The sequence below is a fragment of the candidate division WOR-3 bacterium genome (genome assembly GCA_039802005.1).
Classification (GTDB): domain Bacteria; phylum Hydrothermota; class Tepidihabitantia; order SM23-42; family JAOAFX01; genus JAOAFX01.
In genome coordinates this window covers 35,887-49,279 of the sequence record JBDRVV010000020.1, presented here as the reverse complement: position 1 = coordinate 49,279, position 13,393 = coordinate 35,887, and the positions used below count along the sequence as shown (strand labels likewise).

15 protein-coding genes are annotated in these 13,393 nt (G+C 39.4%); 4 read left to right on the top strand and 11 right to left on the bottom strand.

Annotated features, from left to right (window positions below; genetic code table 11):
- Positions 1–205: 205 nt before the first annotated feature.
- The 10 genes from ABIL69_07700 to ABIL69_07655 form a co-directional block, all read right to left on the bottom strand.
- Complete coding sequence (locus ABIL69_07700; GenBank protein ID MEO0123871.1) at positions 206–760, bottom strand: 2-oxoacid:acceptor oxidoreductase family protein; 555 nt, start codon at positions 758–760, stop codon at positions 206–208.
- A gap of 19 nt (positions 761–779) precedes the next feature.
- Positions 780–1,241: a hypothetical protein gene (locus ABIL69_07695; protein MEO0123870.1), complete on the bottom strand. Its 462-nt coding sequence runs from the start codon at positions 1,239–1,241 to the stop codon at positions 780–782.
- Complete coding sequence (locus ABIL69_07690; GenBank protein MEO0123869.1) at positions 1,234–1,575, bottom strand: nucleotidyltransferase domain-containing protein; 342 nt, start codon at positions 1,573–1,575, stop codon at positions 1,234–1,236. The genes ABIL69_07695 and ABIL69_07690 overlap by 8 nt, the downstream gene beginning before the upstream one ends.
- On the bottom strand, positions 1,575–2,498 hold the full coding sequence (locus tag ABIL69_07685; GenBank protein MEO0123868.1) for a thiamine pyrophosphate-dependent enzyme: 924 nt from the start codon (positions 2,496–2,498) through the stop codon (positions 1,575–1,577). Before ABIL69_07685 ends, ABIL69_07690 begins: the two co-directional genes overlap by 1 nt.
- The gene (locus tag ABIL69_07680) at positions 2,495–3,652 is read right to left on the bottom strand and encodes a 2-oxoacid:acceptor oxidoreductase subunit alpha (GenBank protein ID MEO0123867.1); all 1,158 of its coding nucleotides are present in this window, start codon (positions 3,650–3,652) and stop codon (positions 2,495–2,497) included. Before ABIL69_07680 ends, ABIL69_07685 begins: the two co-directional genes overlap by 4 nt.
- Positions 3,653–3,982: 330 nt before the next feature.
- Positions 3,983–4,360 carry a retropepsin-like aspartic protease gene (locus ABIL69_07675; GenBank protein MEO0123866.1) on the bottom strand — a complete coding sequence of 126 codons (378 nt, stop codon included), beginning with the start codon at positions 4,358–4,360 and terminating at the stop codon, positions 3,983–3,985.
- Between the two features lie 2 nt (positions 4,361–4,362).
- The gene (locus ABIL69_07670) at positions 4,363–4,659 is read right to left on the bottom strand and encodes a ferredoxin family protein (GenBank protein MEO0123865.1); all 297 of its coding nucleotides are present in this window, start codon (positions 4,657–4,659) and stop codon (positions 4,363–4,365) included.
- A 2-nt stretch (positions 4,660–4,661) separates the two neighbouring features.
- On the bottom strand, positions 4,662–6,614 hold the full coding sequence (locus tag ABIL69_07665; GenBank protein MEO0123864.1) for a CoB--CoM heterodisulfide reductase iron-sulfur subunit A family protein: 1,953 nt from the start codon (positions 6,612–6,614) through the stop codon (positions 4,662–4,664).
- Between the two features lie 80 nt (positions 6,615–6,694).
- Positions 6,695–7,189, bottom strand: a complete 495-nt coding sequence (locus tag ABIL69_07660; GenBank protein ID MEO0123863.1) for a hypothetical protein — start codon at positions 7,187–7,189, stop codon at positions 6,695–6,697.
- A gap of 8 nt (positions 7,190–7,197) precedes the next feature.
- A complete protein-coding gene (locus tag ABIL69_07655; GenBank protein ID MEO0123862.1) occupies positions 7,198–7,608 on the bottom strand; it encodes a hypothetical protein in 411 nt (136 codons plus the stop codon).
- 150 nt (positions 7,609–7,758) lie between these two features.
- Between ABIL69_07655 and ABIL69_07650 the strand changes: the two genes are divergently transcribed.
- Together ABIL69_07650 and ABIL69_07645 are read left to right on the top strand one after the other, a co-directional pair.
- Entirely contained in the window at positions 7,759–8,100 is a 342-nt protein-coding gene (locus ABIL69_07650; GenBank protein ID MEO0123861.1) for a cupin domain-containing protein, read from the top strand.
- Positions 8,101–8,106: 6 nt separating this feature from the next.
- A complete protein-coding gene (locus tag ABIL69_07645) occupies positions 8,107–9,246 on the top strand; it encodes an NAD(P)/FAD-dependent oxidoreductase (protein MEO0123860.1) in 1,140 nt (379 codons plus the stop codon).
- Here the strand turns inward: ABIL69_07645 and ABIL69_07640 are convergent.
- Complete coding sequence (locus tag ABIL69_07640) at positions 9,238–9,681, bottom strand: LEA type 2 family protein (GenBank protein MEO0123859.1); 444 nt, start codon at positions 9,679–9,681, stop codon at positions 9,238–9,240. The two genes, ABIL69_07645 and ABIL69_07640, sit on opposite strands and share 9 nt — an antisense overlap.
- Positions 9,682–9,925: 244 nt before the next feature.
- On the opposite strand from ABIL69_07640, the gene ABIL69_07635 reads away from it, so the two are divergent.
- Both ABIL69_07635 and ABIL69_07630 read left to right on the top strand, forming a co-directional pair.
- A complete protein-coding gene (locus ABIL69_07635) occupies positions 9,926–11,383 on the top strand; it encodes an Nramp family divalent metal transporter (protein MEO0123858.1) in 1,458 nt (485 codons plus the stop codon).
- A gap of 56 nt (positions 11,384–11,439) precedes the next feature.
- A complete protein-coding gene (locus tag ABIL69_07630) occupies positions 11,440–13,389 on the top strand; it encodes a M1 family aminopeptidase (protein ID MEO0123857.1) in 1,950 nt (649 codons plus the stop codon).
- The last annotated feature ends 4 nt before the right edge of the window (positions 13,390–13,393 follow it).

The window sequence follows — 13,393 nt, the reverse complement described above, 5'->3', positions numbered from 1 at the left end:
TAAGGATATTCGGTAGACTGCGGATTCACATACTGATACACCCACTCCGGAGTCTGGGAGAACAAAAAGGGAGAAGTGAGAAGGAAGAAGTGAAAAGTGATAAGAATAGAAGGCAGAAGACAGAAGTGAGAAGAAAGATTGAAGATGGGAAATAGAAGACTGACAATACAATCTGATTTGTCCATTTTTTCCGGGTCTTTCTAAATTAAGATTTTTCCAATAACTGCCTACCGTATTTGTATCCTTCTTCAAACGCCTTTAAGTTCAAAGGCAGTGCCTTATCCGGAACCGAGCCCGGAATTGCATCCTTCATTGCCTGATAACTGACCACATTGGTAACTGCGGTAAAGAATCCAAGCATCACGATATTGGCAACGATTCTGTTGCCGAGTTGTTCCGCGATTCTCGTTGCCGGGACTGAAAAAATTTTAATCTGTCCTCTCGGTGGTTTAGGTTTTACGAGGTCTTCATCAACGATTAGAATTCCACTCTCATCTAACTCCGGCTCAAATTTTTCATACGCCTCTCGGGACATTGCAACAAGTATCTGGGGTTTTGTAAGATAAGGATAGAGGATTCGGTCTTCAGAGACAATAAGTTGGGCACTGCAGGCACTACCCCTTGCCTCAGGACCAAAACTCTGGGTCATTGTGGCATGCTTATTATCAAATATTGATGCAGCCTTGCCCACAATATAACCACTCTTTATCACACCCTGTCCCCCATAACCAGAAAAACGAATTTCAAGTGTGGCCGCCATTACAACCTCCTCAATTGGGTCATTTACTCAGAGCCTTTAAAAAATGCTCCAATTCATTTTTGAATTTACTCCGAATTTGCAATGAAATATTTAGAATATCCTCAATTTTTTCTGGATTCAGTTCTATATTATAGGCGTGTCTGAAGAAATGTCTAAACCTTCTCAATTCATCAAATAATTGGCATAACTCCTTAGAAATCAGTGGAGGGCGGATTCCTTCAATCTCCATCTTCATCCTGTGAAGTAGGTCTGAATGATATTTTACGCCTTCAATTTCATTTTCAAAATAATCTGCGACAATCTCAAAAAGCTCTTCATAGGCACTGTAAAGATTATGCAGCTGGTATGCCATACTTTCAATACCAACATCATTTTCTTTAAAATTTGCTTGCCTTTTTTCAATCTTTTTATAAATCTCTTCAATGAGCTCCATCTGATTATCTATCTCTGCCTTTAATGTTGCAAGTCTACCTCTATCCATATATTTGCTTGCCTCTGGTTTTAATAATCTCGGGAAATGGATGATGGTCCAAATCAATCACATCTACTTCCCTTTCAGTAGCGTCTTCCAATTCCTTTATTATGTTAAGTATATATTCACTTGCACCGGATACTGCGACATCAATATCAGAAGAATCATTCCACCTTTTTTTGAGAAGTGACCCAAGAATGTAGGCGCTTTTTATTCTGTATTTCCTTTTCATTGAGATTAAGATATTTTCTGTAATAGATAAAAGCCGGCGCCGTTTATCTTCTAATCTTTTATTTTTTTCTGAAAGAATCAGATCTAAAAGAAATGTATCATAAGGAGCCATCATCCTTCTCCGCTAACTGCTTCTGGCACACATTCATCGGTCATTCCGTATAATTGATATTTATCACCTAAGACAGTCTTGAAACGCTGATTCATTGCCTCAATAAATGTTGGCCTTTCCCGGTCAACGAATTTACCAACAATTATCGGTCCCTGGAATTTTATTTCAAGTTCTCTCGGATCTGCATTATGTTTTATTACACTATTGTCATGATAATACTTCAAAATATCAAGTCCGGTCCCAAGGCGATTTAACCTTGCATATAGTGTAGCACAGGGTGCAATGACTTCTATAAAAGAAAATCCCTTTTTATTGAATGCCTCAAGGATGGCATTGGAGAGCCTTCTTATATCAAGGGCGGTATAGCGGGCAACATAGACTGCGCCACAGGTATCCATCAGGTGTGGAAGATTGAAAGGAGTCTCAAAATTTCCGTAGGGCGCGGTTGAACAAATAGCAGTTTCCGGTGTCGTTGCTGCGACCTGCCCCCCGGTCATTCCATAGATAAAGTTATTCACACAAATCACCACAATATCCATATTCCTCCTTGCCGCATGGATTAAGTGGTTGCCACCGATTGCCACCAGGTCACCATCACCCGAGAATACTACAACCTTCAATTCAGGATTAGCAAGTTTCAAACCCGTCGCAAAAGGAATTGGCCTTCCATGTGTTGTATGGAAAGAATCAAGTTTTACATAACCAGCAACCCTGCCCGTACAACCGATACCAGAGACGACCGCCACTTTATCTAAATTGAGATTTGATTTTTCTAAGGCAATCAAAAATGCACTGAGTGTCGGTCCTATACCACAACTTGGACACCAGATATGGGGCATCCGGTCCATCCTGAGTAAGCCCTCTTTGGGATGGCCAGCAGTTGTCTGAGTAGTGGGTGGAATATTAGCCTCAATCTCACTCATTTCAATCCCTCCTTTATTGCATCCAATATATCATCCGGATTATGGACCCAACCGCCACCGTGGGGGACGAGTAATGTCTTGCATCTTCCTTTTGCACAACGCTCTACTTCAAGGGCAATCTGTCCGTAGTTTATTTCCACAGTTATGAGCGCCTTTACCTTTCCTGCAAGTTCGTAGATTTTCTTTTCTGGAAATGGCCAGACTACAATCAATCTCAAAAATCCAACTTTAATCCCATGTTTCCGGGCATCGGAAATCGCCTTGTAGGCGACCCGACTTGAAATTCCGTAAGAGACAATTACCACATCCGCACCATCAGTTTCTTCTTCTTCATAACGAATAATCTTATCTGCATTCCTGCGAATCTTCTCTACGAGCCGGCGTACCAGTTTTTCCTGTGCCTGCCAGTTCATAACTGGATAGCCACGTTCATCATGGGTTAAACCGGTGACATGGAATCTGTATCCATCACCCGCCTTTACCATTCGGGGAACTAAATCCTCATCTGGTTTGAAAGGAAGATATGCTTCTTTCGGCCCTGTGTACCATCGTCTCTCCACGAGTTCAATATCTTCGGGTTTCGGGATAACCACTTTTTCCGTCATATGTCCAACACACTCATCCATCATCAAAAATACCGGAACCCGATATAGTTCAGAAAGATTAAAACAATCAATCGTCAGGTCAAATGCCTCCTGTGGAGAATTTGGCGAAAGGGCAATTATCTCATAATCACCATGCGAGCCCCATCGGACCTGCATCATATCAGCCTGTCCGGTCAAAGTCGGTAATCCTGTTGAAGGACCGCCTCTCTGAACATCAACAATCACACAGGGCGTCTCAAGCATTGCGGCAAGTCCAAAGTGTTCCTGCATCAAAGAAAAACCAGGGCCTGAAGTAACAGTCATTGACTTCTTACCTGCCCAGGATGCACCAAGGATTGCAATAGAAGAAGCGATCTCATCTTCCATCTGAATGAATACACCACCAACCTCGGGAAATCTCTGGGCGACCCTTTCTGCTACTTCGGTTGAAGGGGTTATCGGATATCCTGCGAAGAATCTACAACCTGCAGCAAGCGCTCCTTCTGCTGCCGCATAGTCTCCATCAAGATAATGGGCACCGGTTAATACACCTTTTGGGTCTGCCTTCATAGACCTCCTTGGATAAATTAAATAAAAGGGTAAGATGGCTCAAAAAGGCTAAAGAAGTGAAAGATGGCATAAATGGCAAGTAAGGCAAAAATGGCCATCACTAATACCTGTAAGAAAGAAATTGGCCATCGGTTTCGGTTTAGAAATGCGATAGGGTTTAGTTATTGGACTTAGTAACCAACAAACGACAACCAATAGACTAATCTCGTTTCCAAACCAAAACCTAAACCGTTTATCATATCCTGCCATCTTGAGCCCTTTATCCCTTTTTGCTTTACCATAAGTCTTTCACATATTAAATGCCTAAATACCTAAAATGTCTAATTTTTGTTACAACAGACGCAATTTTGTGACTCTTGGGTCAATGATAATATTATCATTCTCAAAATCAAGTTTCAGCCGCCATTTCTGCAATGTTGCAGCGCCGATGATTACCTGGTCGGAAAGTTTAGGAATTACCATAAATTCATCACTTAATGTATATCCATTGAGGTTGAAATCAAGGCTTATCCTTTTCTTGGCTATTGCAGAAACATTCTCTTTAGCAGTTCCTAAATGTTTTGGCTCTGGTAGTAATTCTAATTTGCCCAATTTTTTTGCAAGTTCAGGACGGATACAGGAGTATGTCGCACCAGAATCAAAGATAGCTACAACCTCTGCCTCACCCTTTGAACCCATTAATTTTATTTTCTTTTCAATAACTGCCATTTTTAGGAAGTTTTTTTATCGAGAATTTCCGCAACAGTTCGCTCTTTACCTAACGTTACATAAATGGCAAACTCCGGACAGATAATTTCACAGAGATGGCATTCCCTGCATTCATCTGGATTTTTTACATAGGGCGGATGATAGCCCTTAATATTGAACTCGCTTGATAATTCAAGGACCTTTTTGGGGCAGAATTCAACACAGAACCCACATCCCTTGCAACGGTCCTTTATTATATGAATCTCACCCTGAGGGACTTTTATCTTATCTGCATCAAGGGGTCGGCGCCAGAACTTCATAATTACCTCTCTATTGCCGCAACCACCATCTCCATAACTGTTTTATCTTTCAAATTCTTCAATTGCGACGCACCACTTGGACAGGCGGCACAGCAGGCACCACAGCCCTGGCATAAGGCATCAATGACCTTGGCAATATTCTTTTCTTTGTCTTTTTCTCTTGCCCCAAATGGACATACACCGATACACACACTACAGCCAGAACAGAGTTCTTCATCAACATAGGCAATCAAAGGTTCAAATGTAATCTTGGGCTGGGATAGAATCCCGATTGCCTTGCTTGCCGCACCCGATGCCTGGGCAACAGTCTCAGGAATATCCTTCGGACCATGTGCAGCACCGGCAATGTAGATACCAAGCGTATTCGTTTCAACCGGTCTCAACTTTGGATGTGCCTCGGTCAAAAATGCATTGGCATCACACTGTATTTTTAATTTACGGATAAATTCTTCGTTATTTCTCGTCGGCACCATACCCATTGCGAGAACAACGAGGTCTGCTTCCACTTCAACCTTCTTGCCCACGAGTGTATCTGCACCAAGAACGATTAATTTCCCATTTTCTGGATAGACCTTAGATACCTTACCGCGGATATATATTGCCCCTTCATCGGTTGCACGATTATAAAATTCTTCAAATCCCTTTCCTGGCGTGCGCACATCAATATAGAAGATTATTGGCTCGCCATCATGGACGCGATGTTTATATAGTATTGCATGCTTTGCAGTATACATACAGCATATCTTGGAACAATATTCAAGATGATTCTCTTTGTCTCTTGACCCAGCGCACTGGATAAATACGACACGTTTGGGAATTTTGCCATCTGAAGGCCTTTTCACTTCACCTGCAGTTGGTCCGGATGCCGATAATAATCTTTCAAATTGCAAAGAAGTAATGATATCCGGGCTTGTGCCATAACCATATTCTTTTAATTTTTCAGGTTCATATATGTCATAACCCGTTGCAACCACAATCGCCCCCACGGTTTCTTCAACTATTTCATCTTTTTGATTGAAATCCACTGCCTGGGGCGGACAGACAATCTGGCAGACCCGACACTTCCCACCTTTTACAAAATAAGTGCAATTCTTGGCATCAATGACCGGCTTGTTTGGTATTGCCTGTGGGAATGGTGTATAGATTGCTTTTCTGGTAGTCAAGAATTCATTAAATTCAGAAGGCACTTTAATTGGACATTTTTCGTAACATACCCCACAGCCCGTGCATTTACTATTATCAACATAAGAGGCCTTTTTTCTTATCTTAACTTTGAAATTACCAACGGTGCCTGAAATATCTTCAAGTTCACAGTAGGTCATCAGTTTTACCTTCGGATGCTGGGCTGCCTCCACCATCTTTGGAGTTAAGATACACTGGGAGCAATCAAGCGTCGGGAATGTTTCTGAAAGTTGAGCCATTCTGCCACCAATTGAAGGTGACCGCTCCAGTAAAATTGTTTCTATCCCCGCATTAGCAATATCAAGTGCCGCCTGAATTCCCGCAACGCCTCCACCAATAACCAATGCCTTCTTTGTCACATCAATAAAAATGGGTTCTAAAGGTTCATCAAATCTTACTTTTTCTATCATCGTTTTTATGATATCACCTGCTTTCCGCGTAGCAACATTTTTCTCTTCATGCACCCAACTGCATTGCTCACGTATATTTGCCATCTCACAGGTATAGCGGTTCAATCCACCGCGTTCGGTTGCATTTCTGAAAGTATTTTCATGTAGAGTTGGTGAGCATGCAGCAACAACTATCGCATCCAGATTTTTCTGTTTTATTGCCTCAATTATTAAGTTCTGTCCAGGGTCCGAACACATGTATTTATAATTTTCGGCATGAACAACACCCGGATATTTTTTTATCTCCTCAGTGAGTGCTTCTACATCTACTGTTTTGGCAATGTTTATTCCGCAATGGCAAATGAAAACTCCGATTTTCTTCATAGTAAAAACTCCTTGTTTCTATATGGTATTATAATTATGTGCCAAAGAAAGTCAATAGCCTATATTCTTAAGATTATTGATTATTGAGCGAGATTTATTGAAAACCAATTTTCTATTCTGTCAACGCCATCCTCCAATGTTATACCCTTGAATTTCGTTGCATTGCCCGATGGCGTAACCGAAAAGACAAAAGCACCGTATCCAAATTCACCCCAGTATATCTTAAGACAATAATTACCAATTGGGAAAGGCTCTCCTCCACAATAGATTTGTATTCCATAATTTTTAGCACCAGAATTTACAGTCTCACTAAAATCAAGAACATCCTGGCCATTGAAATAGAATTTATGGTCAAAAGAAAATGTCCGCGGCAATGCATCTGTAAATTCGATTCCAATAATAACACCAATCAAATAACCACCATATGGGTCATACACAGGTTTACCCCAGGTATAACATGGTGTGGGCGTTGAAAATCCTTTATTTGTGACATCAAATTGATTTGTTCTCTGCCTTTCGGAACAATAACAAAATAATAGAAACAAAACAGGTAAAATAATCAATTTTCTACGCATACTTCCTCCTATAATTTTTTATCAAATCCCAAGATTAATTTATTATTCTCGGCATATCTTAGTTCCAAGTTCGGTATCAATTGTCCAATTTTTGTTTGCCTTACATTTTTTATCTGGTAGTACACTGCTCGGGTGAAAAATACCGCTGAGCCCACCCCAAAGAATACGCTTAATTTATCATATAACACAACTCTATTCCATTGCTCTACTGTCTTTCGCATTGTGCTGGCACTCTTATATGCATCGTATGCCTTATCAGCGGTATTTTTACAGTAGTATGCGCCCAACCCAAAGCCGAGACCAGTACCAGCACTAATAATTACATCTTTTGTATAACTTTTCTTTACTACTGACTGCCCGGCTAATATACTATCGCTGGGCATCTGTAGTAAATATAGTATCAAGATAATACATCCCATTATGCCTCCTTGATTGTATAATTATATACAAATTACCACAAAAGTCAATGGTTTATTATACATATTTACTTAATGAAAAATTTTGGTGGTACAAAAAAACTGCTCACTTTTATATTGATTTTTTCCTGAAATTATATAAAATTGTCTATTATGAAGATGAAAAAAATTGAAGAGATTAATCCAGAAATTCCACAGATGCCCGGCACAAGGGATGTCAGCCTTCAATGGTTAATAACCAAAAATGATGGTGCGCCCCATTATGCTATGCGCGTATTTACAATTGAACCAGGTGGAGAAATTCCTATCCATACTCATACCAATATGGAACACGAGATTTTTATAATTGAAGGTGAAGGAATTATGAATAACGGAGTGTCAGAGATTCCTGTAACAAAAGGTACGGCAATTTTGGTTTTGCCCAATGAAAAACACGGTTTTGTTAACAACTCAGACAAGCCTTTTAAGTTTATCTGTGTCATACCGATCGTTTAATAATTGGTGGAATCATTTGATATAATTGTTGTAGGTGCGGGTCCTGCTGGAAGCAGCGCTGCACTCACGGCAGCAAAAGAAGGTTTATCGGTCGCATTATTTGAAGAACATCCACAGATTGGAATACCGTTACAATGTGCTGAAGGATTATCAAGAAGTACAATAAAAAATTATTTAGATATAAAATCCGATTGGACTGCCGTTTCACTTCAGGGTTCTATTGTCCGTGGTCCAACTGGTGAAGAGTTCAAAATTGAATATCCGAATGTTGGCTGGGTCTTAAACAGGAAGATATTTGATAAGGAACTTGCGTATCTCGCAGTAAAAGAAGGTGCGGTATTAAAGACAAATGCAAAGGTAATTAGAATCGAGGATGGTATGGCTGAAGTAAACGAATATGGAAAACTAAAAAAATATCGCTTCGGATTTATAATCGGTGCTGATGGAATAAATTCAATGGTGGGAAGATGGTTAGGAATTGATACAAGATTGAGAGTAAATGAAATTGAGGTATGTGCAGAATATTTAATTGAGAATATAAAAATTGAACCAAATTACACATATCTTATATTTGATAACAAGATTGCGCCCGGTGGCTATGCATGGATATTTCCCAAATCAAAGATCTCAGCAAATGTCGGACTTGGCATATCACCGCTGGTGGCTAAAAAAAGGGCAAAGGAATATCTGGATGAATGGGTAAAAAGCGAATTTCCCAATGGCGTAATTAAAGAAAAAATATTTGGTGGAGTGCCCGCAAAGATTTTAAAAAAATTTTCGGGGAAAAATTTTTTTCTGGCTGGAGATGCGGCAAGGTTCACCGACCCATTAAGCGGCGCAGGAATTGCAAACGGTATTAAATCAGGTATGATCGCAGGTAGAAATGCAGTGTTAAGACTGAAAAACAAAAAGGATTTTTTTGAAAAGGAGATTGAAAAAGAAATACTTTCGGAAATAAGATTTCACAAAAAGGTGCGGGATACCTATCTGCGGTTGAATGAAAATGACTATAAAAAAATTTTTGAAATTGGAAAAAGATTTTTTTCAGGGAAAACAATAACCGATATAAATACCCGCGAAATTGTAGGAGAAGTTATTAAGAGTCTTCCTTCTCTTTTACCACTTTGTATACGTCTTTTATTTTAGAGAAATCTCCACAGGATAGCTGATCTCTCCGACTATCGTTTTAACATATGCCTTCGCTTTGATACTATAAGATGCAGTTTTGAATCTTATCGCCTCAACAATTGCCTGTCCGATCTTTGTATATTCAAGTGTAATCGTGGTTGTAAAATTCTCTGATTTACCAGCCAAAACTTTTAGTCCTTTACCAGTTGTTCCCGAGAAAACTTCTGTTTGATTAACATAAAATTTGTAATCAAGCTTATCAAGTGTAGCATCAACATTGTTCGGATTCTGCATTTTTAGTTCAAAATCAACCTTCATATCTGAGAATGTAAAGTCATAAGCATTAGCAGAGATAAAAGTGAATTTGCATTCTTTCACTGCAAGGCGTTCTTTTATTGCAGAACAGCACAGAATAAAAGAAAGGAAGATTAAAATTTCTATTTTTTTATTCATAAAAAATTATAATCAGATTTTATATAAAATCAAGTAAAAAGGGGAGGCATTGCCTCCCCTTTATCTCTCACATCAGCCTACTTTTTTTTCTTTTTGCTTTTCTTTTTTGTTTTCTTAGTTGCGCATTTAGGCATTTTACCCCCTTTTTATATAAAAATTATACACATAATTTTTATTATGTCAAGCGAAAAGTGCAAATAAAAAATGCTGGTTGATTTTTTTTGAAATTTTAATATAATTACTTATGAAGGAAATGAAAATTGGATTTTTGAATATAAATACAAAATCTGATGTTCCGGTGCCACCTTCTAAAAAAGATTTTATGGTCTGGATTGGTCCGGTGATGATGACTGTAGCACTTGGTTTAGGCACGAGCGAAGTAATTCTCTATCCACATCTGACATCCCGATTTGGCGTAGGTTGGCTTGGCTTAATGGTCTTGACATTATTTTTTCAGACTGTCTGGGCTCAGGAACTCGCACGTTGGACTGTAGTATCTGGAGAACATGCAGTCCAGGGTAATGCAAGAATTCTTTCTTATCCTGGGGCAATCATTTCTATCAGTCTATTTATGTTTCTTGCATTTATGTTGCCAGCATGGGCAACAGCCGCCGCTTCAGCACTGAGAGAAATTTTAAATTGGCCTATTGATGTCAGAACCGGAACTGTCTTCTGGGCATATATTACATTTATAATCGTCTTTTTGGTGGCTTTTCTCTCAAAAATTGCCCGTAAATACATTGAACACATTGCAACCTGGACAACAATAATTGCCTGGATAATACTAATATTTGCGGCTTTACTGGCAATAAAATCCACAACAATCACACGCATGTTTTTTAGTCTTTTTGCCTGGCAGGTACCAAAGGATATGGATTGGTGGGTTCTGGGCTCAACGATTGCCTGGGTTGGTGCGGGACCTACGCTTATCTGGTATACATACTGGATGAGGGATGCAGGTTGGGGTATGGCGGGCTACATTGATGCCATCCCTGGGTGGTTCGGTAAATCGGCAAATCCAATCAGCATAGGATGTATTCCCGAAAAAAATGGCGAAAATATTTCAAGACTCAAGATATGGATAAAACGGTCTCACTTTGTTTTGTGGATTGGTTATTTTCTTGGTAGTCTTTTCACAATCTTTATTTTTGTCGGACTCTCTGATTCTATACTCAGACCTGCGGGTTTGATTCCAAAAGGTTTTGATGTGGTAAAGCACCAGGCACAGTTTTTTGCGGTTCCTCTGGGTAGAATTGGTTTCTTTTTGTTTTTGCTCATGGCCTGGCTTTTATTCTTCAATACCCAGTTGACCACGGCTGAGGCACTGGTCAGACAGAATGCAGATATCACCTGGAATATTTCGGAACGATTGAGAAAATTTTATAAAAATGACATAAAAGGTGTGTATTTTCTCTGGTGGTTTATATATCTTGTCATCTCCTTTGTCCTCATTGGCATTCAATATTTTGTAAAAGGTGCGAACCCCTTTGCCTATGTGACAATCGCGGCAATGCTCTCTTTTGTCAGCCTTTTATTTTCAATGATTGCTACATTCATAGGTTCCATTATAATTTATCGTCAGGAAATAATACAAAAAGTGAAACCACATATAATCTGGACAATCATCTTAGGAGTTGGTTCGTTTTTACATGCCTACATAATAGTGAGGGCAATCGGTTATTTCTTCGGATTCTGGAAATAATAGTTTATCTTGATTTTATTAGTGGAATATCTATAATATGTAGAAAGGAGAAATAAATGTCATTTATTTTTATCATATTTTTGCAATGGAATGATTTTAATACCGAAGGCAAATGGCTTTGTCCACTGCCCGAGAGGCAATTTGTTTTTGCAGAATCTCTCCATTCTTTTGATGTGTTGAAGTATCAACTCGATGTGAATGTGCCTATGACATCCCGTTCAATCCAGGGTGTTAATCGGATTAAATGTAAAAGCAATACCAACGGTTTGAATGTTGCCACCTTACATTCCTATGGTCTGACGATTGATTCCGTAAAAGTTAACAATGTCAATGCTACATACTCAACTGCCAATGAGACACTCCATATCAATCTTCCCCAGCAATTCAATTATGGTGATTCATTTAACATTGCAGTCCATTATCGTGGTTCCTGGAGTGTAACAAGTTCCCAAACCGGATTCTGCTACTGGCCCAAAAATTATAATAGTAACACCCTCCATTCACTTGCCTATACCCTTGGTGAGCCCTGGGATGCAAGAATGTGGATGCCCTGTTATGACGAACCATTTGATAAGGCAGACCAGGGTTGTATTATCAGTGTCACGGCACCTGATACCTTTGTAGTATGTGCCAATGGACAATTGATAAATGTCGTAAATAATCCCAATAATACCAAAACCTGGACCTATGAAGAAACAAGTCCGATTACCACATATCTTATGCACTTTGGTGTCTCAAGATTTGCAAAATGGTCCCAGTGGTATCATGACCAGGATGGTGATTCAGTTGAAATCCGACATTTTATCTGGCCCCAGGATTCAGCCCAATCTGTGATTGCATTCCAGCATCTGCCGGATGCAATGTATCTATTTGATTCCCTTTATGGTGATTATCCATTCAGCCGTTATGGACAGGATGCAGTCTATCCTTATGCCTGGGGTGGTATGGAACACCAGACTCAGACCACAATCCATCGCTGGTGGATATTGAATAGTTCGGAAAATGGGATGGCACATGAACTTTCTCATCAATGGTGGGGTGATATGGTCACCTGTGTTGATTTCAGGGATATCTGGCTCAATGAAGGATTTGCTACCTACAGTGATGCAAATTATAACTGGTATCGCTTCGGCTACAATAATTTTATCACGACAATGAAAAACCGGGCAAATGATTATTTTACTGCGGATGCCCAATCACGCCATCCAATCTATAATCCACCATTAAGCCAACTATTTGACTGGGGACATACATATTGCAAGGCATCCTGGGTTGTCCATATGCTCAGATATTTAAATCAAGCACTATTCTTTAATGCGCTTGCAGTATATCGTGATTCATTTGAATATGGCTGTGCCAGTACTGAAGATTTAAAACGAATATTCAATCAGGTTTATGGGACGGATTTAACCTGGTTCTTTAATGAATGGGTCTATGGACAGGGTTATCCGATTTATAATATCTACTGGAGTTGCACACCTTCGGGAAATAATTACCAATTCATCGCCAATATCCATCAGGTTCAAACGAATGCCCCACCGGTCTTTCATATGCCCGTCCAGATTAAATTGTTTATGGGAAATGCTGACACATTATTGAATATTCCAATAACCGGTTCACCCACCCATATTGAATTGCTCGTAAGCCATAGTGTTGATTCCATCAGATTTGACCCGAATACCTGGATTCTTTGTAAATCGTATATCTATACCGGTGTTGAAGAAATTTCAAAAAGCAATCTTGATAATAAGATATTATTGTTATCCAATCCGATGCGGGAAATGAGATTTGATTACACAATAAATATGAAGGCGTATGTGGAATTTAGAATCTATGATGCTACGGGAAGAATCATAAAGGCAGTAGAACCTCAAATGAAACAACCAGGTTATCATAAAATCCATATCAAAGATTTACCTGCAGGAGTTTATTTTATTAAAATGGTCGCGAATTCGGAAAAAAACCCGGTCTTTGAAGAAATAAAAAAGATTGTGATTGTTAATTAGAAAA